The organism is Amycolatopsis sp. PS_44_ISF1 (assembly GCF_032335455.1).
Taxonomy (GTDB): Bacteria; Actinomycetota; Actinomycetes; order Mycobacteriales; family Pseudonocardiaceae; genus Amycolatopsis.
This window is the reverse complement of sequence record NZ_JANUXO010000002.1, coordinates 177,992-199,011: the sequence shown is the minus strand read 5'-3', so window position 1 is coordinate 199,011 and position 21,020 is coordinate 177,992. Positions and strand designations below refer to the sequence as shown.

Genomic DNA, 21,020 nt, shown 5'->3' with positions numbered 1-21,020 from the left:
TTATTTATGTTCCGAACGGTACGGAACAAAAGTAGCACGAGGTCGGAGCGCAGGCGACTATGCTGGTCGGCATGACGCAGACGCAGCGGGCGAGGATCGGCCGGCCCCGGGAGTTCGACGCCGAGGTCGCCCTCGAGCGTGCGATGAGCGTGTTCTGGGAGCACGGCTACGAAGGGGCGAGCCTCGCCGACCTGACCGCGGCGATGGGGATCACCCGCACGAGCATGTACGCCGCGTTCGGGAACAAGGAGGCGCTGTTCCGCAAGGCGCTGGAGCGTTACTCGGCCGGTCCGGGGTCCTACGGGGAGCGGGCGCTCGCCGAGCCGACCGCCCGGGCGGTCGCCGCCGCCATGCTCCACGGCGGGGTGGACACCACGACCGGAGCGGACCGGCCGTCCGGCTGCCTCGGCGTGCAGGGGGCGCTGGCCGTGGCGGCCGGCGACCGGACGGTCCGGGAGTTCGCCTCCGGCTGGCGGGAGGAGGTGTACCTCCGGTTGCGTGACCGGTTCCGCCGCGCCCAGGCCGGCGGGGACCTGCCCCCGGCTTCGGATCCGGACCTGCTGGCCCGGTTCGTGGTCTCGGTGTCCGCCGGTCTCGCCGTCCAGGCGGCGGGTGGCGTCGGCCGGGACGAGCTCCACCGGGTCGCCGACGCCGCCCTCCGGGCCTGGCCGCCGGCCTGACGGAAACGCCGCCCGGGGGTTCCGGGCCGGCCGGTGGACGACCGCGCCGCGGTCACCGCGCATCGATCGTGACCGCGGGCGGCCTGCGGCCGGGGTGGCACGGCCGAGGACGACCGGGCGGCGGACCCGGTCCGGGAGCATCACCACGCAACGGTGCCGTGCTCGTCGGAGAAGGTGCCGGTCGGCCCGTCCGGGCCGAGCGTGGCCAGGCGGACGACGACCTGTGCGCTCTCCCGGGCCGAACGGCCAACGCCGAACGCCGCGGTCAGATCGGTGGCGGTCGTTCCGGGCTCGACGGCGTTGAACCTGATGCCGGGGTGTGCCTTGGCGTACTGGACCGTGAGCATGGTGACCGCGGCCTTGGACGCGGAGTACAGCAGGGTCGGCAGGCCGGACTCGGGACGCTCCGGGTTGGTGACCGCCCAGAACGACCCGGCGCTGCTCGACACCATGACGACGGCCGGGTTGGCCGAGCGCCTCAGCAACGGCAGCGCCGCCTCCGTGACGCGCACGACCCCGACGGCGTTGGTGTCGAAGACCCGCAGGGCCGTGGGCCCGTCCGGGGACCCGCCGTCGAACCCGAGGATGCCCGCGTTGTTCACCAGGACATCGAGCCGGCCCTGCTCCGAGGCGACGACGCCCAGCGCGCGGCGGACGGACTCGTCGTCGGTCACGTCGAGCTGGACGGCGTGCGCACCGAGCTCCGCCGCGGCCTTCTCCCCTCGCACGCGGTCCCGCGCGCCGAGGTAGACGGTGTGGCCGCGATCGATCAGTCCGCGGGCGGTCTCGTACCCGATGCCCTTGGTGGCGCCGGTGATGAGCGTGATGGTCATGCTTCCCCCTCCGGGGCTCGAGGATCGACTGCGGTGACGCGGGGTGGACGCGCTCGTCACGCGGCGAGCTGGCGGCGCAGTCCGGCCCCGTCGTGCAGCGCGGTCATCTGCACGAACCGCCCGTCGCGAATCCGGTAGATCGCGTACTCGACGATGTCGAACGAGGCACCGGCCGGGGCCACGCCCAACCACTCCCGGACCGGGGTTCCGGTGTTGCGGAGCCGGACGGCCAGCCGGTCGCGATCGACGAGCAGCTCGTCGACGACCCAATGCAGGTCCGGGACCGCGGTGACGTCCTGCTGCTGCACCGCCAGAACGTCCTCGCGAGTGCCGGGCTCACCGTTGAGCACCACGTGGTCGCCGATGAAAGCGTCCATGCCGTCGAACTCGTGCGCGTTCAGCGCCGAGATGTAGCGGAAGTACCACTCGCGGAGGGCGTCGTCGGACATCAGGGCCTCGGTTCCCGGCGGTCCACCACGGGGCCGCCGCTTTGTCGATCAGGGCACCTCGACCGTAGCACTGTTCGGTACCGATCGATACATAAGTTTTCGCAGCGAGAGGGCGGTACCAGGTGGGACGGCGGCGGGCTCTCGAAGTGGACGTGGTCCGCCCGCACCCGGGCGAGGGGCCCGGCCGGGTCACGCGCGGGGTGGGGCCCGCTGTTCGCGGCCGATGTCTCGATCCGTCCAGCTCAGGAGTCGTTGGGCGCCGGATGGGCCCTCTCGCGGGCCCCTGGGTTCACCCGGCTAACCACCCAGGTCGGCCAACGCGCCCTGATGCGCGGAAATCGCGCTGTGGCAAGGGGTGCAGTGCAGTTCGCGGGTGGTGGTGATCGCCAGCTCCGCCGAGGAAAAGCCCACCGCGTGCCGGATGTCCCGGGTCGTCGGCCGGACGCAGTCGAGACAGGCGCCGGCGCCACAGGTGGTGCAGACGGCCACCGAAGGACGGGTCTCGCCGCGGCCGGCGCATTCGAAGCAGTTCATGTCGGTTCTCCTCCGGTCGGGTGTTTCGGTTCGGTACCGGGATCGAGGCCAGTGCGGCGTTTCGCCGTCGCCGGACGCCTTGACCCGAACGTGGAGACGGCACTCGCGACGACCGCGAAAGTCCGAAAAGGACACACAGCTCGGACGCGGGGAACGCAGGATCGGCCGTCACCACGGCCGGTCACGACGGAGGGAAACTCGGCGGCTTCGTGACGATCAAGAGCACCGCTGGCGACGGCCAGATCGCTCATCGGCGCCTCCTTCTACCGGCTCTGCTGGCGTGCGCGAGCACGACAGTGGTGCGGTAGAAGCCATCAGCGGACGTCACGTCCGCGGTCGAAGGCGGGCCTCATCGCCTGTGCCCGCCCAGTGTGCGCCGGGCCGCCATGACTACGCAACCGCCGCTTTCGCCTCCGACCCGGCGACCGCGGAGTCAGCCGCACTTCGGCCGGTAACGCCCCGTCGGCCGCAGCACCGTCCCGACCCCGCCGAAAGGGCACCGGCACTGCCGCGGCCCGAGGTGAACGGACGAGCTTGACCCTGCCCCTGGGCCACACCCGACACTGGCGGCCATGAACACGAGCAACGACGTCAGCCGCGAGCCGGACCACCGCCGGCCGGGCTGGCCTGAACTCGGCGCAGCGATTCTCACCGCCCTCATTCTGTACGCGACCGGCGCAGTCATCGCGGCCCGGCTACCGGCGGGCTTTCCCCTCTCGCCCGGCCAGGCCAATTTCCTCGTCTCCGGTATCGCCCCGCTGGGCGCGTTCGCCGTCGCCGTGCTCGTCCGTATCCGCGACGTCCGCGCTTTCGGAATGCGACGGGTTCATCCCGGCTGGCTTCTCGTGGCCCTCGCGGCCGGTCTCGTGTGCTTCGGGTTGAGCTGGCCGGTCTCGGCGGTGTTCGACCCGCTCTTCCCCCACTCGGAGGGGGTCCAGCAGAGCTATCGCGATGCCGCGGATGCCGGAGTGCTCTCGCTCGTGGTCACCGTGGTGCTCGGTGGCCTGCTCACCCCCCTCGGTGAGGAGGCGCTGTTCCGGGGCGTTCTGGCCGGCTTCCTGTTCCGATGGGGTCCCTGGATCGGGGTGCCCCTCAGTGCGGCGGTCTTCGCCCTGGCGCACGGACTCAACGCCGTCATGCCGCTCGCGTTCGTCGTCGGGCTCAGTACCGGGCTGCTGCTGCGGTTCTCCGGCTCCCTCTGGCCGGCTGTCGTCGTCCATGTCGTCTACAACAGCGCAGGCATCCTCTACCACGGCGTCACCGGGGGCTGAGGAGGCCGCCGCCGGTTCGCTCACCGGTCTTGCGCCGCCAGCTGCGCATGGACGAGCGCGAGAGCCTTCAGCTGAGCGGCGTTGAACCGCTCGACGACCGCAGATCCCATCGCGGTCTCGGCGAACTCCCGGCCTCGCGTTCCGGCGGAGCCGGGGTCGGCCATCCACGGGAAGCGGGCGTGACTGCGCCGGACCGACTCGGCCAGCCGGCCGGCGATGTCTTCGATCGTCGCGTCGTCGGCATCTTCGGCCAGGCGGTCGAAGTCTTCGTCGGTCCCCCGGTCGGTGGGCTCCGCGATCAACTGGCGGAGGTCGTCGAGGGCGTGGTCCGGCAGAGAGCCGGAGACCACGGTCAGCATCGCCCGGTCTTCCTCCGACAGCCCGCCGGCGACGCTCCCCAGCCGCGCCGGGGAATCCAGCGGGGCGCCGTGCTCGCGCAGAACGGCGAGCTCCCCGCGAATCCGCTGCAGACGATCGGCCCTGGCCGCCAACTCGTCTTCGAGCGCGCGAACGGTTTCGCCCGGGTCGCCGTCACCGGCACCCATCGCCCGAATCCGAGCGAGCGAAAGACCGAGGTCGGTCAGTCTTTTGATCCGCAACAACCGGACGAGGTGCGTCATCCGATACTGCTTGTACCCGTTGGCCGTCCGATCGGGCAGGTCGAGCAAGCCCATCCGATGGTAGTGCCGCACCGTTTTGACGGTGGTTCCCGCCAGCTCCGCCAGCTGGCGCGTGCTCCACACCATGCCCTGCCCTCGTTTTGCCGCTGCCACACGGACACTTTAGACACCTCCGCCCGCGGAAGCTCGTCGGCGTTGCCGCGGATCGGCGAACCCGAGGGCGCGGGGCGGGTTTCCGTTCTTCGGTCCTTTGTGGTGGGTCAGTGGGTTTCGGCGGGGCAGAAGGTGTCTTGGGGGGCGAGGCGGCCGGTCACCAGGTAGTCGGTCACGGTGGTGTTGCCGCAGCGGTTGCCGGCGCCGTAGGCGACGTGGCCGCCTTGGTCGATGGTGACCATCCGGGCCCGCTCGCCCAGGGCTGAGCGCGTCCGGAGCGCGCCGGGCAGCGGGGTGGCCGGGTCGCGGAGGTTCTGCACGATCAGGACGTCGGCCGGGCCCGGGCCGCCGAGGGACACCTTCGGTTCCGCCGGGGCCGGCCAGAACGCGCAGGGCCGGATGTTGGCCGTGATCGGGCCGTACATCGGGTAGCGGAGCCGGTCCACTTCGACGTCGTGCTGGTAGGTCCCGACCGAGGTGGGCCACGAGGAGTCGTTGCACACCACGCTGAGGTAGCCGACGGCGAAGCTCCCACGGTCGCTGAAGCCCGCGCCGCCCGCGCCGTCCGAGCCGTCCGAGCCGTCCGGGGCTGCCGCGGCGGGAAGGGGCTGGCCCGAGTCGAGGGCCTGCCAGATCGAGGCGAGCTGCGGGAACTCGTCGTCACGGCGCAGCAGGCCGGAGGTGAGGTTGCGGAAGCTCGTGCCGTCGAACCCCTGGGCCGGGGCGTGGTCCAGACGGCCGGCGAGCTCGTAGTACTTCGCGGTCACCGCCGCCGGCGTACTGCCCAGTCCGTACCGGGTGGCCTCGCCCGCCGCGAACAGCGCGAAATCGGGGAACCGGGTCTGGAAGCCCAGCGCCTGGCTGCGCAGCGCGTCGAGGTCGTAGCCTTCGGGCGGGAGGCTGCTGTCGAGGACGAAGCGGTCGCTGTGCTCCGGGAAAAGCGTGGTGTAGACCGCGCCGAGGTAGGTGCCGTAGGACTCGCCGTAGTAGGACATCTTCTCCTCCCCCAGCGCCGCCCGGATCGAGTCCAGGTCGCGCGCGGTGTTCGCCGTGGTGACGAACGGCAGGACGTCCGCGGTGTCGGAGCTGGTGCACTGCCGGGCGATGACGGCGGCGGTTTCGGCGGTCCGGGCCACGTCGGCGGCGTCGCGCGGATAGGGCGGAGTCGCGGCCACCGCACTCTGCGCAGGGGTGAGACCGCAGGTCAGCGGGGCGCTGCGGCCGATCCCGCGTGGGTCGAACCCGATCACGTCGTAGCGGTCGCGCACCGGCTGCGGCAGTCCCATCGTGGGCGTGGCCAGCGACCCGGGCAGACCGGGGCCGCCCGGGTCGACCAGAAGCACCCCCCGGCGCTTCCCCTGGTCCGCGCTCGCCAGCCGCGACACCGCGAGATCGATCTTCCTGCCCTCGGGATGCCGGTAGTCCAGCGGCACCGCAAGCGTCGAACACCGCAGCGCAGGATCGGCCCCGGACGGACACGCACCCCACTTCAGGGAGTCCGCCGGCCCCGGATCCGAGGCACCGGCCAACGGCACCACCACCACCACCACCGCGGCCACCGCCACGACCGGCCACACCCACCGCATCGACTTCATCATGCGCCACAGCACACCAGCCCTCCCCCCGCTGCACCCCTGCCATCTGTCACCCCCCGTCCATCGTGGACGGGCCTTAACGTGACCGCTCCGGGCGGGCGAGTACGGAAAGACGGCCGCGGCAGATGGCCTGCATCGCCCACGACACAGCCCGGTCACCGCGCCCGGGACTCGCGGTCCACTTCGGACCGCGAGCCCGACTCGCGCCATACCCGCGATGCGCGCTCGGCGCTCTCCGACGATCGCCGGCGCGGGTCGGACGTTTCGGCACACTCCTCGCCGCCACCGTGATCACGCGCGTGATGCCGTGATCGGACCGCTCAGCCTCCCTCGCCGCCGCGCTGCGGGTCGCTGCCCGCGGGATCGGCCGCAGTCCGGGTCACGTCACCCCCCTCCTCGGCTCCGCCGGTCACCGTGGCGCCGCTACCGGGCCCTCCCCGGATGTAGGGGGTGGAGCCCGGCGATTCGGGGTTCAGCCGCCGTCCGGCGCGGCTAACTTCGCGCCGACCCGCTTCATCGGCGGCGGGATCGCCCCGTCGACGCCCGGAGGGCTGCATGCAGGACATCGTCGAAACGATCGTTTCCGGAGAGACCTCACCAGCCGCGTTCGCTTCGCTGCCGGTTCCCGGCAGCTACCTCGGCGCGCTGGTCCACGCCGACGAGACGGCCATGTTCGACGGGATGGCCACCCGGGACAAGGACCCCGCGAAGTCCATCCACGTGGACCGGGTGGCGACCCCCGAGGTCGGGCCGGACGAGGTGCTCGTCGCCGCCATGGCCAGCTGCGTCAACTACAACACCGTCTGGACCTCGATCTTCGAGCCGATGCCGACCTTCGGCTTCCTGCGGCGGTACGCCCGGTCCGTGCCCGGCGCCGAACAGCACGACCGGCCCCACCACGTGCTCGGCTCGGACCTGGCCGGCGTCGTCCTGCGGGTCGGCGCCGCCGTGCGGACGGTCAAGCCCGGTGACCGGGTCGTCGCGCACTGCCTCAACGTCGAGCTGGCCGCCCCGGACGGGCACGACGACACCATGCTCGACCCCGAGCAGCGCATCTGGGGGTTCGAGACGAACTACGGCGGGCTCGCGCAGCTCGCGCTGGTCAAGGCCAACCAGCTGATGCCGAAGCCGGCCCACCTCACCTGGGAGGAGGCCGCCGCCTCCGGGCTGGTCAACTCCACCGCCTACCGGCAGCTGGTCTCGCGCAACGGCGCCGACCTGAAGCAGGGCGACGTCGTGCTCATCTGGGGCGCCGCCGGCGGGCTCGGCTCCTACGCCACCCAGCTCGTGCTCAACGGCGGCGGCATCCCCGTGTGCGTGGTGTCGAGCCCGCGCAAGGCCGAGCTGGTCCGCTCGATGGGCGCGGAGCTGGTGCTCGACCGCTCGGCCGAAGGCTTCCGGTTCTGGTCCGACGAGCACACCCAGGACCAGCGCGAGTGGAAGCGCTTCGGCGCCGCCGTGCGCGAGCTGACCGGCGGCCACGACCCGGACATCGTCTTCGAGCACCCGGGCCGGGAGACCTTCGGCGCCAGCGTCTACGTCGCCCGGCGCGGCGGCACCGTCGTCACCTGCGCGTCGACCACCGGGTACGAGCACGTCTACGACAACCGGCACCTGTGGATGCGGCTGAAGCGGATCGTCGGGTCGCACTTCGCCAACTACCGGGAAGCCTGGGCAGCCAACCGGTTGATCGCCACCGGCGCCATCCACCCGACACTGTCCACAGTGCACCCACTGGCCGAGACCGGCCAGGCCGTCGCCGAGGTGCACGCGAACCGGCACGACGGCAAGGTCGGCGTGCTCTGCCTGGCCCCCGAGCCCGGCCTCGGCGTCGACGACCCGGAAATGCGCGAACGGTACCTGCCCCAGCTCGTCCGGTTCCGGAACTGACCTCGAAGGAAGGGCCTGACATGACCGGAGAACGACCGACGACCATCGGTGTGCTCGGCCTCGGGTCCACCGGCGGCGCGTGGGCGGACCTGCTCACCGCCGCCGGTGTCCCGGTCATCGCCGTCGACGCCGATCCCGCCGTGGTGGCCCGGGGCCGGTGGCCGGGCGCCACGGTCACCACGCGGCTCGAAACCCTCGCCTCGGCCGACGTCGTCATCGAGGCCGTCCCCGAAGACCTCGAGCTCAAGGGCGCGGTCCTGCGCTCGGCCGCGGCGGTGTGCGGACCCGGTACCGCCTTCGCCAGCACGACCGCCTCCCTGTCCTTGACCACCCTCGCCGTCGCCTCGGGCCGGCCGACGCGGCTGGCCGGGCTGCGGACGCTGCTGCCGCCTCCGGCCGGCGGCGTCGAGCTGATCGGCACGAGCATGACCGACCCGGCCACGCTCGCCGCGGTGCGAGCGGTGCTCGACCGGCTGCCGGTCCGGCTCACCGAGCTCGGCCCGGCGGGGGGCGCGACGCGGCGGATGCTGCTCGCCTACCTCAACCGCGCGGCCGCGCTGGGCGAAACGGGCGAGTCGAGCCGGGACGACATCGACACCGCGATGCGGCTGGGGTGCGGGCTGCCGCACGGGCCGTTCGAGCTGCTGGACCGGATCGGGATCGACGCCGCCGTGGCCGAACTGGACGCGCTGCACCGCGAAACCGGCCGTGCGGCTTTCGCACCGGCCACGCTGCTGCGCACGATGGCCGCAACCGGTGCCCTCGGCCGGAAAGCCGGGCACGGTTTCTACCGCTACGACCGCGAAACCGCGGATCCGGAGCCGGCCGCGGGCCCCGGCGGGACCACCCGGCCGGTCCGCCGCGTCGGCGTCGTCGGCTCCGGGATCATGGCCCGCGGGATCGCCCAGGTCACGACGTCCCACGGCCTGCCGACGGTGCTCGTCGCCCGCAGCGTCGAGAAGGCCGAAGCCGCGCGCGCGGCGATCGACGCATCCCTCGAACGCGCCGTGCGACGCGGCCAAGCCGGCGCGGAACAACGGGAAGCGGCGCTGACGGCACTGGTCGTGACCACCGACGTCGCCGAACTCGCCGACTGCGACATCGCGATCGAGGCGGTCAGCGAGGACGAGCAGGCCAAGGCGGCCGTGTTCGCCGACCTCGACCGCGTGTGCCGGCCCGGCGCCGTCCTGGCGACCACGACGTCCAGCCTGTCGGTCGCCGACTGCGCGAAGGCCACCCGGCGCCCGGCCGACGTCGTGGGGCTGCACTTCTTCAACCCCGCCCCGGCGATGCGCCTGGTCGAGGTCGGCCGGACCGGCTTCGTCGCCGACGACGTCGTCGCGACCGCGCACGCCTTCGCGACCGCGCTCGGCAAGACGCCGGTCGGCTGCCCGGACCGCAGCGGCTTCCTCGTGAACCACCTGCTGTTCCCCTACCTGAACGACGCGGCCACGCTCGTGGAGAACGGGGTGGCGACGATCGAAGAGGTCGACACCGCCGTCGCGCAGGGGCTCGGCTTCCCGATGGGGCCGTTCGCGTTGCTGGACGCCATCGGCCTCGACGTCGGCGAAGCCATCCAGCTGCGGCTGCACGAGGCGAACGACGACCCGGACGTCAAGCCGACGGCGATGCTCAGCCAGCTGGTGGCGCTGGGGCGGCTGGGCCGCAAGGCCGGGGCCGGGTTCCACTCGTACTCGGTGTGGCGGGTGACCGCCTGAGCCCGGGCGGGGTTAGGGGGCGGCGGCCCGCCGTTAAGGGGGGCGCGGCGGGCGAACCTGCCTAGGGTCCGAACCGATGTGCGCGACCGGCCGAGCGGCGAGGTAACCGTGACCAACGAAAAGCAGCTTGTCGACTACCTCAAGCGGATGACGACGGACCTGCGCAGCGCCCACCGCCGGATCCGGCAGCTGGAGGACGCGCGGTCCGAACCGATCGCGATCGTCGGCATGGCCTGCCGCTACCCGGGCGGGGTCACCACGCCCGGGCAGCTGTGGGAGCTGGTGCGCGACGGCCGCGACGCGGTGTCGGCCATGCCGGCCGACCGCGGCTGGGACGTCGCCAGCCGGCACGCCCCCGGGTCGGACCGGCGCGGCACCTTCGCCACCGCGGAAGGCGCGTTCCTCGACGACGCGGCCGGGTTCGACCCGGGGTTCTTCGGGCTGTCGCCGCGCGAAGCGCTCGCCATGGACCCGCAGCACCGGCTGCTGCTGGAAGCATCCTGGGAGGCGGTGGAAAACGCCGGCCTGCCCGCGGAGTCGTTGCGCGGCAGTCGCACCGGCGTCTTCAGCGGCCTGATGTACCACGACTACGCCGGGGATCCCGCGACCGTCCCGGACGAACTGGAGGGCTACCTCAGCACCGGGGTCGCGGGCAGCGTGCTGTCCGGCCGGGTGTCCTACGTGCTCGGTCTGGAAGGTCCGGCGGTCACCGTGGACACGGCGTGTTCGTCTTCGCTGGTGGCGTTGCACCTGGCCGGGCAGTCGCTGCGGGACGGAGAATGCGAGCTGGCGCTGGCCGGCGGCGTGACGGTGATGTCGACGCCGGGGGTGTTCGTCGAGATGTCCCGCCAGGGCGGGCTGGCCGCCGACGGCCGCTGCAAGTCCTACGCCGAGGGCGCGGACGGCACCGGGTGGGGTGAAGGTGTCGGCGTACTGGTCGTCGAACGGCTTTCCGACGCCCAGCGGCTCGGGCACCGGGTCCTGGCGGTGGTGCGGGGCTCGGCGGTCAACCAGGACGGCGCGTCGAACGGGCTGACCGCACCGAACGGTCCCTCGCAGCAGCGGGTGATCCGCTCCGCCTTGGCGAACGCGGGCCTGCAACCGTCCGATGTGGACGTCGTGGAAGGCCACGGGACCGGGACCTCGCTCGGGGATCCGATCGAAGCGCAGGCGCTGCTCGCCACGTACGGGCAGGAGCGGGAAACCCCGTTGCTGCTGGGGTCGGTCAAGTCGAACATCGGGCACACCCAGGCCGCGGCCGGGGTCGCCGGGATCATCAAGATGGTCCTGGCGCTGCGGCACGGGGTCGTGCCCGCGTCGCTGCACGCCGAGGTGCCGAGTGCGCAGGTGGACTGGACGGCCGGTGCCGTCGAAGTGGTCGCGCAACGCCGGGAGTGGCCTCGCGGTGACCGGGTGCGGCGGGCCGGGGTGTCGTCGTTCGGGATCAGCGGTACCAACGCGCACGTGATCCTCGAAGCGCCCGAGGAAGCCGAGGTGCCCGCGGCGGCCGGGTTCACCGGGCCGGTGCCGTTGGTGGTGTCGGGTCGTGGGCCGGCGGGGGTGCGGGCCCAGGTGGATCGGCTGGTGGGTTTCCTGGGCCCGGAGCCGGTTCCGGCCGACGTGGCGTGGTCATTGGTGTCGTCGCGGGCTCGGCTGGATCACGGGGCGGTGGTGCACCCGGATGGATCCTTCGTGGGCGAGAGCCTGGTCGAGGGTGGTTCGGGATGGATGTTCACCGGCCAGGGGGCCCAGCGCCTGGGTATGGGTGACCAGCTTCGGGAGACCTATCCGGTGTTCGCGGAGTCCTGGGACGGGATCACCGCGCACTTCCCGGATGTCACCGGGGATGTCGACCAGACCGGTGTGGCGCAGTTGGTGTTGTTCGCGTTCGAGGTGTCGCTGGCGCGGTTGCTGGAGTCGTGGGGTGTGCGGCCGGAGGTGGTGGTCGGGCATTCGATCGGGGAGCTGGCGGCGGCGTGCGTGGCCGGGTTGTGGTCGGTGCCGGATGCGTGCCGGGTGGTGGCGGCTCGGGCGTCGTTGATGCAGGCGTTGCCCTCCGGTGGGGTGATGTGGACGGTCGGGACGAGTGAGGCCGAGGTCGCGGACCTGCTGGGTGACGGTGTGTCGCTGGCGGCGGTGAACGGGCCGTCGTCGGTGGTGTTGTCCGGGGACGCGGAGGCGGTCGGCCGTGCGGTGGAGGTGCTCCGGGAGCGCGGGGTGTGGGTGCGGCAGTTGCGGGTGTCGCACGCGTTTCATTCGCCGTTGATGGCGCCGATGCTGGATGGGTTCCGGGCCGTGGTGGAGTCGGTGGAGTTCCGGGAGCCGGCCATCCCCATGCTGCCCACGGGTGGCGGTCGCACCGATGTGCTGAATCCGGACTACTGGGTGGCGCAGGTGACCGGGACCGTGCGGTTCAGCGTGCCGGATCTCGGGACGTGGCTGGAGGTCGGTCCGGCGCCGGTGCTGACGACGATGGTCGACGGCGTTCCGGCGGTGAAGGGTCCGCAGACCGAGGCGACCGACCTGATGGAAGCGGTCGGGCGGCTGTGGCTACGCGGGCACGACGTGGACTGGGCGGCCGTGCTGCCCGGACGTCGCCGGGTCGACCTGCCCACCTACGCCTTCCAGCACGAGCGGTTCTGGCTCCCCGCCGGCAAACCCACTCCCCTGCGGCCCGCGTCGCACCCCCTGCTCAGCGGTTCGCTCGCCCTCGCCGGAGCGCCGGCCCACCTCCACACCGGGCACCTCTCCCCCGCCGACCAGCCGTGGCTCACCGACCACCGGCTCACCGGCACCCCGATCGTCCCCGGCACGGCGTTCGCCGAACTGGCCCTGCACGCCGGTGCCCGCGACGGTTTCGCCACCCTCGCCGAGCTGGTCCTCCACGAACCCCTCGCCGTGCCCGGCGACGGCGCCATCGAGCTGCAGCTCACCGTCACCCCCGGCGCCGACGGCACCGCGGCCGTCGCCGTGCACGCCCGCGCCGACGCCGACCGGCCCTGGACCCTGCACGCCAGCGGCTCGCTCGCCACGGACCCGGTCCCGTCGCCCGCCCCCGCCGGTGCCTGGCCGCCGCCGGGGGCGGAACCCCTCGCCGTCGAAGACCTGTACGACACGGGTCACGGAGGCGTCGAGTACGGCGAAGCGTTCCAGGGACTGCGAGCGGCTTGGCGGCTCGGCGACACCGTGTTCGCCGAGGTGGCCCTGCCGCCCGGAACTTCGCCGGGGGCCTTCGGCCTTCACCCCGCGCTGTTCGACGCCGCCCTGCACGCGGCCGTGTTCCTCGACGGCCCTTCGGTGCCGCGGGTGCCCTTCAGCTGGAACGGCGTTTCCCTCGCGGCCCGTGGCGCCGACGCCCTGCGCGTGCGCGTCAGCCCGACCGGGCCGGACGCCTTCTCCGTCTTCGCGACGGACCCCGGCGACCACCCGGTGTTCCAGGTCGAGTCCCTGACGCTGCGCGAGATCGCGGCCGCCGCCCCCGATCCGTTGCGGGACGCGCTCTTCGAGACCGTCTGGCGTCCCCTGGCCGAGCCACCCCGCACCACCGAGCGGTCCTGGACGACCGTGCCGCACCACGCCGTGGCGGAGCTGCGGGACGTGCCGGACGTGGTGTTCGCGACCATCTCGGCCGACGCGGCGGCCGGCCGCGTCGCCGCCACCCACCAGGCCGTCACGGAAGTCGCCGAACTCGGCCGGACCTGGCTCACCGACGACCGGTTCGCCGGTGCCCTGCTCGTGCCGGTGCTCCCCGGCGCCACCGGCGCCGACCCCGTGCTGGCGGCCTGCTGGGGCTTCCTCGGCGCCGCCCAGGCGGAGAACCCGGGCCGGATCGTCCTGGCCGACGCGCAGCCGGAAGACCTCGCCGCCCTCGTGCCGGTGCTGGACGCCGACGAACCCCGTCTGGCCGTGCGTGACGCGACCGTGCTCGTGCCGCGCCTGGCCGCCGTGACCGCCGAGCCCGGCGAACCGGATCTCGGCGAGGGCACCGTGCTGGTCACCGGCGGCACCGGCGCCCTCGGCGCGCTGCTCGCCCGCCACCTCGTGACCCACCGCGGCGTCCGGCGGCTGCTGCTGACCAACCGCGGCGGCCCCGGTGAACCGCGCGCGACGGCCCTGCTCGCCGAGCTGCGCGCCCTGGGCGCGGACGTCGACGTCGTGGCGTGCGACCTCGCCGACCCGACCGCCGTCGCCGCGCTCGCGACCCCGGACCTGTCCGCCGTGCTGCACCTGGCCGGCACGCTCGACGACGGCCTGGCCACCTCCCTCACCCCCGACCGCATCGCCCGCGTGCTCACGCCGAAGGTCGACGGCGCCTGGCACCTGCACGAGGCCACGAAGCACCTCGGCCTGCGCGCGTTCGTGCTGTTCTCCAGCGCGTCCGGCCTGCTGGGCGGCGCCGGCCAGGCCGCCTACGCCGCCGCCAACGCCTACCTCGACGCGCTCGCCGCCGGGATCGGGGCCCAGTCCCTTGCCTGGGGTGCCTGGGCCGCGGGCGGTGGGATGGCCGCGTCGGTGTCGCCGCTGGCCACCCGGCGGATGGCGCGGGCCGGGCTTCGAGAGATCGGTGACGCGCAGGGCGCCGCCCTCTTCGACGCCGCGCTCGCGCTCGGCACCACCGGCCTGGCCCCGGTCGCGCTCGACCGGTCCCGGCTGCGCACGTCCGCCGCCGACGGCTCGCTGCCCCCGATCCTGCGCGACCTGGCCCCGAAGCCGGCGCGCACCACCACGACCGGCTCCGCGACGTCTCTGGGGTCGCTGTCCCCGGCCGACGCCGAACGGCAGCTACTCGACGTCGTGCTCAGCACCGCCGCCTCGGTGCTCGGGCACCGCAGCGCGGCCGACGTCGAGGCGCGGCGCAGCTTCCAAGAGCTGGGGTTCGACTCGCTGGCCGCGGTGGAGTTCCGCACCGCCCTCGGCACCGCGCTGGGCCGGCGGCTGCCCGCGACGCTCGTGTTCGACCACCCGACGCCGGTCGCGCTCGCCCGGCACCTCCTGGCCGGCTCGGGCCCGTCGGACCGGGTCACCCCGGCCGGGCCCCGCAACGATGACGACCCGATCGCCGTGGTCGGGCTGGGCTGCCGGTTCCCCGGCGGCGTCCACACCCCCGGGCAGCTGTGGGACCTCGTCACGGGTGGCACGGACGCCATCTCGGAGATGCCGGCGAACCGCGGCTGGGACCTCGGCGACCTCTACGACCCCGTCCCCGGCGCCGCCGGCAAGAGCTACACCCGCCACGGCGGGTTCCTGCACGACGCCGACGAGTTCGACGCGGAGTTCTTCGGCATCTCCCCGCGTGAAGCCGCAGCGATGGACCCCCAGCAGCGCCTGCTCCTGGAGGTGGCGTGGGAGACCGTGGAACACGCCCGCGTCGCCCCGGCTTCCTTGCGCGGCAGCCGGACCGGGGTCTTCGCCGGGGTCATGTACAACGACTACGGCTCCTGGCTGCACGACCCGTCGTCCGAGACCGGCGGCTACGGCGGGCTGGGCACCGCGGGCAGCGTGCTGTCCGGCCGGGTCGCCTACGTCCTCGGCCTCGAAGGCCCGGCGGTCAGCATCGACACGGCGTGCTCGTCCTCGCTGGTCTCGCTGCACCTGGCCGCCCAGGCCCTGCGCGCGGGCGAGTGCGACCTGGCGCTCGCGGGTGGGGTCACGGTCATGTCGACGCCCGCCACCTTCGTCGACTTCAGCCGTCAGGGCGGCCTGTCCGCGGACGGCCGCTGCCGCTCCTACGGCGCGGGCGCGAACGGGACCGGCTGGGGCGAAGGCGCGGGCTTGGTGCTGCTGGAACGGCTTTCGGACGCCCGGCGGCTCGGCCACGAGGTGCTGGCGGTGGTCCGCGGGTCCGCGGTCAACTCCGACGGCGCGTCCAACGGGCTGACCGCCCCCAACGGCCCCTCGCAGCAGCGGGTGATCCGGTCCGCGCTGGCCGGCGCCGGACTGTCCCCATCGGACGTCCAGGCCGTCGAGGGGCACGGCACCGGCACCACGCTCGGCGACCCGATCGAGGTGCAGGCGCTGCTGGCGACCTACGGCCAGGACCGCGCCGAGCCGCTGTGGCTGGGGTCGGTCAAGTCCAACCTCGGGCACGCGCAGGCCGCCGCCGGGATCGCGGGCGTGCTCAAGATGATCCTCGCCCTGCGGCACGGCACGCTGCCGGCGACGCTGCACGCCGACGAGCCGTCGTCGCGGATCGACTGGGACTCCGGCGCGGTGCGACTGCTCACCGAGGCGCGCCCCTGGCCGGCCGGGCCGCGCCGCGCCGCGGTGTCGGCGTTCGGGGTCAGCGGGACCAATGCCCACGTGGTCCTCGAAGGCGTCCCGGCCGAAACCCCCGCCGAGCCCGGAGGAACACCGGTCCCCGGGGCGGGCGTGCTGTCCGGCCACACCCCGGAAGCCGTGCTGGCGCAAGCCGGAACGCTGGCCGGGCACCTGCGCGCCCGGCCGGACCTGACCCCCGCCGACGTGCTCTACACGCTGGGCACCGGCCGGTCGCCGTTGCGCCACCGGGTGCCGCTGACCGCCACCGGCCGCGACCACCTCCTCGCCGCGCTGACGGCGCTCGGCGTCGACGACGTCGTGGCCGCGGGTGAGCCGAGGACCGCGTTCGTCTTCACCGGTCAGGGCGCGCAACGCGCCGGCATGGGCCGCGGCCTGTATGCGGCGTTCCCGGTGTTCGCCCGGGCCTTGGACGAAGTCTGCGACCACCTGGACCAGAATCTCGCGAAGCCCGTGCGCCCGGTGCTCTTCGGCGACGACGGCACCCTGCTCGACCGGACCGTCTTCACCCAGACCGCCACCTTCGCCGTCGAGATCGCGCTGGTCCGGCTGCTCGAATCGTGGGGGCTGCGGCCGGACGCGGTCGCCGGGCACTCCGTCGGCGAACTGGCCGCCGCGCACGTCGCGGGCGTGCTGGACCTGGCCGATGCGTGCGCGCTCGTGGCCGCGCGCGGGCAGCTGATGGAGGCGCTGCCCGAAGGCGGCGCGATGATCGCGATCGCCGCGCCCGAAACGGAAGTCGTACCGCTGCTGGGCCCGGGTGCCTCCCTCGCCGCGGTGAACGCCCCGGACGCCGTGGTCGTCTCCGGCGACGAAGACGCCGTCACCGCGGTCGCCGAGCGCTCTGCGGCGGAGGGAAAGCGCGTGCGGCGGCTGCGGGTCAGCCACGCGTTCCACTCCGCGCGGATGGACCCGATGCTGGCCGAGTTCACAGCGCTGGCCGCGTCGCTGACCTTTCACGCACCCCGGTTGCCGATCGTCTCCAGCGTCACCGGCACCACCCTCGACGCCGCCAAGTGGGCGGACCCGGCGTACTGGGCCCGGCAGGTGCGCGACACCGTGCGGTTCGCCGACGTCTGCGAAACCCTGCGCGCCGACGGGATCGGGCTCTGCCTCGAAGCCGGGCCGGACGCGTCCCTGACCGCGAGCGCGCCCGGCGACCTCCCGCACGTGGCGCTGCTGCGCCGCGAACAGGACGAGCCCGCCTGCCTGCTGCGCGCGGTGGCGACCGCGCACGCGCACGGCACCGAAGTGGACTGGGAAAACGTCTTCGCCGGCCGGTCCGCGCGCCGCGTCGAGCTGCCGACGTATGCGTTCCAGCGGACGCGGTACTGGCTGCCGCGCAGTGCCGCGGCCTCGGGCGCCCGCGGCGGTGGGCTGGCCCCGGTGGGGCACCCGCTGCTGGGCACGAGCGTCACGCTGGCCGGCGGCGAGGTCGTCTTCGCGGGCACGCTGTCGGCCGCCACGCTGCCGTGGCTCGCCGAACACGCGGTCGGCGGGACGCCGCTGCTGCCCGGCAGCGCGTTCGTCGAGCTGGTCACCCACGCCGCCGACCACGTCGGCGCCGGTGTCGTCGAAGAACTGCTTTTGCAGGCGCCGCTGCGCCTGCCCGAGGAATCCACTGTGGACATACAGGTCCGGGTGGGGGCACCGGAGGACGACGGGCGGCGCGCGGTGTCGGTCGACTCGCGTCCGGCCGGAGGCGGGTGGATGAGCCACGCCTCCGCGACGGTGCACGACGCCGAGACCGCGACGGAGGCACCGGACTGGGCGCGCACCTGGCCGCCCGCCGCCGAAGCCCTGGACGTCGCCTCGTTGTACCCCGCGCTGGAAGCGGCCGGGTACGGCTACGGACCAACATTCCGCTGCCTGCGCGCGGCCTGGCGCAGCGGCGACGACATCTTCGCCGACCTCGCGTTGCCGGAGACCGCCACCGGAGAGGCCGGTTCCTACGGCCTCCACCCGGCGCTGCTGGACGCGTCCCTGCACGGCCTTTCCCTGGCCGCCGGGGAAGAAGACGGCGTCCGGCTCCCCTACGCGTGGACCGGTGTCCGGCTCGCCGCCGCCGGGGCGGCCGCGGCCCGGGTCCGGCTGAGCCCGGTGGGCGACGGCTGGCGCGTCGAGCTGGCGGACTCCGCCGGGACCGCGGTCGCCACCGCGGACTCCCTGGTCCTGCGGGCGATCGCACCCGACGAGACCCCGGCCGGGGACAGCTCGCTGTTCCGCGTCGACTGGACGACGACCGTGCCCGCCGGGGAACCGCGCCGGCTGGTCGTGACCGGTGAGGACCCGTTCGGACTCGAACCCGGCAGCGGCGACGATCTCGCCGTGTTGTGCGTGCGCGGCGGGCCGGGCGACACCGCGGCCGCCGCGCACGCGAGCGCCGAACGCGTGCTGGCCGCCGTCCAGTCCACGGAGGACGGTGAGCTGGCCGTGGTGACGCGCGGGGCGATCGCAGCCGCGCCCGGCGAAGACGTGCCGGACCTCGCCGCGTCGGTGGTGTGGGGCCTGGTGCGGTCCGCGCAGAGCGAGCACGCCGGGAAGTTCACCCTCGTCGACGTCGACGACGATCCGGCGTCACTGGCTCTGCTGCCGCAGGTGCTCGGCCAGGGTGAGCCGCAGCTCGCGGTGCGCGCCGGAGTCGCCTACGCGCCCCGCCTCGCCGCCGCCGACACGGCTGGTTCACTGGTGCCCCCGGCGGGACCGTGGCGGCTGGACAGCACCGGCGGCGGCACGCTCGACGCGGTGACGCTCGTGCCGTTCCCCGAAGCCGAACGCGCGCTGGGGCCGCACGAGGTGCGCGTCTCGGTGCGGGCCGCGGGCCTGAACTTCCGGGACGTCATGGTCGCGCTGGCGATCGTGCCCGGGCTCGACGGCATCGGCGGCGAGCTCGCCGGAGACGTCCTCGAAGTCGGCGCCGAGGTCCGGGACCTCGCGCCCGGGGACCGCGTGCTGGGCCTGTGCCCGGCGGCGTTCGCGCCGGTCGCGGTCACCGACCACCGCTGGCTGACCCGGCTGCCCGCGGGCTGGAGCTACGAGCAGGGCGCGGCGGTCCCGGTCGCGTTCCTCACCGCCTACTACGGCCTCGTCGACCTCGCGGACCTGCGCCCGGGCGAGTCCGTGCTGGTGCACGCCGCGGCGGGCGGCGTCGGCACGGCCGCCGTCCAGCTCGCCGGGGTGCTCGGTGCCGAGGTCTACGCGACCGCCAGCCCGGCCAAGCAGGACACCCTGCGCGCCCGCGGCCTCCCCGACGGCCGGATCGCCAACTCGCGGACCCTGGACTTCGAACCGGAGTTCCTCGCGGCCACCGGCGGGGCCGGGGTCGACGTCGTGCTCGACTGCCTTGCGGGCGAGTTCGTCGACGCGTCGCTGCGGCTGCTGCCGCGCGGCGGCCGGTTCCTGGAGATGGGCAAGACCGACATCCGCGACGCCGAGCGGGTCGCGGCCGAGCACCCGGGCGTGCGGTACCGGGTCTACGACGTCCAGGACGCCGGTCACGACCGCACCCGGGAGATGCTCGACGCGCTCTCGGCGCACTTCGCCGACGGAACCCTGACGCCGCAGCCGATCACGGTGTACGACCTGCGCCGCGCCCCGGACGCGTTCCGCGCGCTGAGCCAGGCCGCGCTCGTCGGCAAGGCCGTGCTCACGCTCCCCCGCACCCCGGACCCGGCGGGCACGGTACTGATCACCGGCGGCACCGGCGCGCTGGGCGGCCTGCTGGCCCGGCACCTGGTCGAGCGCCACGGCGCCACCCGGCTGCTGCTGACCAATCGCAGCGGACCGGACGCGCCGGATGCGCGCAAGCTCGCCGAGCAACTGGGCGAGCTGGGCGCCGACGTCACCGTCGCGGCCTGCGACGTCGCCGACCGGGCGGCCGTCGAGGAGCTGCTGGGCTCGATCCCGGCGGAGCACCCACTGACCGCCGTCGTGCACGCGGCGGGCCGCCTCGACGACGGCCTTCTGGCCACGATGACCGAAGCGCGGCTACACGGCGTGCTCGCCGCGAAAGTCGACGGCGCCTGGCACCTGCACGAGCTGACCCGGGACCTCGACCTGGCCTCGTTCACGCTCTTCTCCAGCGCGGCCGGGTTGTTCGGCAACGCCGGGCAAGCCAGCTACGCGGCCGGCAACACCTTCCTCGACGCGCTCGCCCACCACCGCCGGGCGCACGGCCGGCCGGGGCAGTCGGTGGCCTGGGGCGCGTGGACGGCGGCCGGCGGCATGGCCGGGACGCTCGACGAAGCCGCGGTGCGCCGGATGGCCCGGACCGGGTTCGCCCCGATCACCGAGGAAGCCGGGCTCGCCCTCTACGACGCGGCGGCGAACCGGGACTTGGCCCTGGCCGCCGCGGTCCCGCTCGACACCGGCCGCCGGCCCGGCGCGGACGAGGTCGTACCACCGCTGCTGCGCGGACTGCTGAAGACCGCAGCGCGCCGCGTCGCGGCGAGCGGGCCCGGGAGCGGCGAATCGCTGCGCGACCGGCTGGGCGCGGTGCCGGCCGACGAAGGCGTCCGGCTGCTGACCGACCTGGTCCGCACCGGCGCCGCCCGCGTGCTGGGCCACCCCTCGGCGGCGTCGGTGCCCGCGGACCGTGCGTTCAACGACCTCGGCTTCGACTCGCTCACCTCGGTCGAGTTCCGCAACCACCTCAACCGGCTCACCGGGCTGCGGCTGCCCTCGACGCTGGTGTTCGACCACCCGACGCCGGAGCTGCTGGCCGCGCACCTGCGCGCCGAGCTGGCGCCGGCCGAGGTGTCGGCGCTCGAAGCGGGGTTGGCGGCGCTGGCGCAGGCCGAAGCGCTGCTCGCCGCGGTGCCGGAGGACGCCGACCGCGAGCGCGTGACCCGGCGGCTGCGGGCGCTGCTCGGCGCGTGGGCGGACGACCCGGGCGAGGCCGGGTTCGCCGACGCCGGCACCGACGACCTGTTCGCCATGATCGACCAGGGCTACGCCGGGCCCTGACCCGCGGCCCGCCCCCGGAACGAGCGAGGAGCCACC

At 74.0% G+C, this 21,020-nt stretch carries 10 protein-coding genes and 1 riboswitch; of the genes, 5 read left to right on the top strand and 5 right to left on the bottom strand.

Features of this window, described 5'->3' with window-relative positions; all coding sequences use genetic code 11:
- The first annotated feature begins 71 nt into the window (after positions 1–71).
- Positions 72–680 carry a TetR/AcrR family transcriptional regulator gene (locus tag NYF13_RS15680; RefSeq protein WP_315657555.1) on the top strand — a complete coding sequence of 203 codons (609 nt, stop codon included), beginning with the start codon at positions 72–74 and terminating at the stop codon, positions 678–680.
- A 140-nt stretch (positions 681–820) separates the two neighbouring features.
- Here NYF13_RS15680 and NYF13_RS15675 read toward each other — a convergent pair whose 3' ends face one another.
- From NYF13_RS15675 to NYF13_RS15665, 3 genes are all read right to left on the bottom strand, one after another.
- On the bottom strand, positions 821–1,513 hold the full coding sequence (locus NYF13_RS15675; protein WP_315657553.1) for an SDR family NAD(P)-dependent oxidoreductase: 693 nt from the start codon (positions 1,511–1,513) through the stop codon (positions 821–823).
- A gap of 56 nt (positions 1,514–1,569) precedes the next feature.
- Positions 1,570–1,962 carry an ester cyclase gene (locus NYF13_RS15670; RefSeq protein ID WP_315657552.1) on the bottom strand — a complete coding sequence of 131 codons (393 nt, stop codon included), beginning with the start codon at positions 1,960–1,962 and terminating at the stop codon, positions 1,570–1,572.
- A 297-nt stretch (positions 1,963–2,259) separates the two neighbouring features.
- Entirely contained in the window at positions 2,260–2,496 is a 237-nt protein-coding gene (locus NYF13_RS15665) for a DUF2180 family protein (RefSeq protein WP_315657551.1), read from the bottom strand.
- 298 nt (positions 2,497–2,794) lie between these two features.
- A riboswitch (Fluoride riboswitch) is annotated at positions 2,795–2,862 on the bottom strand.
- Between the two features lie 206 nt (positions 2,863–3,068).
- Between NYF13_RS15665 and NYF13_RS15660 the strand changes: the two genes are divergently transcribed.
- The gene (locus tag NYF13_RS15660) at positions 3,069–3,767 is read left to right on the top strand and encodes a type II CAAX endopeptidase family protein (RefSeq protein ID WP_315657550.1); all 699 of its coding nucleotides are present in this window, start codon (positions 3,069–3,071) and stop codon (positions 3,765–3,767) included.
- 20 nt (positions 3,768–3,787) lie between these two features.
- Here the strand turns inward: NYF13_RS15660 and NYF13_RS15655 are convergent, their stop codons facing one another.
- Together NYF13_RS15655 and NYF13_RS15650 are read right to left on the bottom strand one after the other, a co-directional pair.
- Entirely contained in the window at positions 3,788–4,513 is a 726-nt protein-coding gene (locus NYF13_RS15655; protein ID WP_315657549.1) for a MerR family transcriptional regulator, read from the bottom strand.
- Positions 4,514–4,647: 134 nt separating this feature from the next.
- Complete coding sequence (locus NYF13_RS15650; RefSeq protein WP_315657547.1) at positions 4,648–6,150, bottom strand: alpha/beta hydrolase; 1,503 nt, start codon at positions 6,148–6,150, stop codon at positions 4,648–4,650.
- Positions 6,151–6,690: 540 nt separating this feature from the next.
- Here NYF13_RS15650 and ccrA point away from each other — a divergent pair.
- From ccrA to NYF13_RS15635, 3 genes are all read left to right on the top strand, one after another.
- Positions 6,691–8,025 (top strand): crotonyl-CoA carboxylase/reductase, encoded by a 1,335-nt coding sequence (gene ccrA, locus NYF13_RS15645; protein ID WP_315657545.1) that lies wholly within the window; start codon positions 6,691–6,693, stop codon positions 8,023–8,025.
- 20 nt (positions 8,026–8,045) lie between these two features.
- Positions 8,046–9,743: a 3-hydroxyacyl-CoA dehydrogenase family protein gene (locus NYF13_RS15640; RefSeq protein ID WP_315657543.1), complete on the top strand. Its 1,698-nt coding sequence runs from the start codon at positions 8,046–8,048 to the stop codon at positions 9,741–9,743.
- Positions 9,744–9,851: 108 nt separating this feature from the next.
- Complete coding sequence (locus NYF13_RS15635; protein WP_315657541.1) at positions 9,852–20,984, top strand: SDR family NAD(P)-dependent oxidoreductase; 11,133 nt, start codon at positions 9,852–9,854, stop codon at positions 20,982–20,984.
- Positions 20,985–21,020: the final 36 nt, after the last annotated feature.

Bases quoted from the DNA above. Each gene is read 5' to 3' on its own strand.
- NYF13_RS15660 (WP_315657550.1), top strand. From the start codon at position 3,069: ATGAACACGAGCAACGACGTCAGCCGCGAGCCGGACCACCGCCGGCCG.
- NYF13_RS15670 (WP_315657552.1), bottom strand. From the start codon at position 1,962: ATGTCCGACGACGCCCTCCGCGAGTGGTACTTCCGCTACATCTCGGCG.
- ccrA (WP_315657545.1), top strand. From the start codon at position 6,691: ATGCAGGACATCGTCGAAACGATCGTTTCCGGAGAGACCTCACCAGCC.
- NYF13_RS15680 (WP_315657555.1), top strand. From the start codon at position 72: ATGACGCAGACGCAGCGGGCGAGGATCGGCCGGCCCCGGGAGTTCGAC.
- NYF13_RS15675 (WP_315657553.1), bottom strand. From the start codon at position 1,513: ATGACCATCACGCTCATCACCGGCGCCACCAAGGGCATCGGGTACGAG.
- NYF13_RS15640 (WP_315657543.1), top strand. From the start codon at position 8,046: ATGACCGGAGAACGACCGACGACCATCGGTGTGCTCGGCCTCGGGTCC.
- NYF13_RS15665 (WP_315657551.1), bottom strand. From the start codon at position 2,496: ATGAACTGCTTCGAATGCGCCGGCCGCGGCGAGACCCGTCCTTCGGTG.
- NYF13_RS15655 (WP_315657549.1), bottom strand. From the start codon at position 4,513: ATGGTGTGGAGCACGCGCCAGCTGGCGGAGCTGGCGGGAACCACCGTC.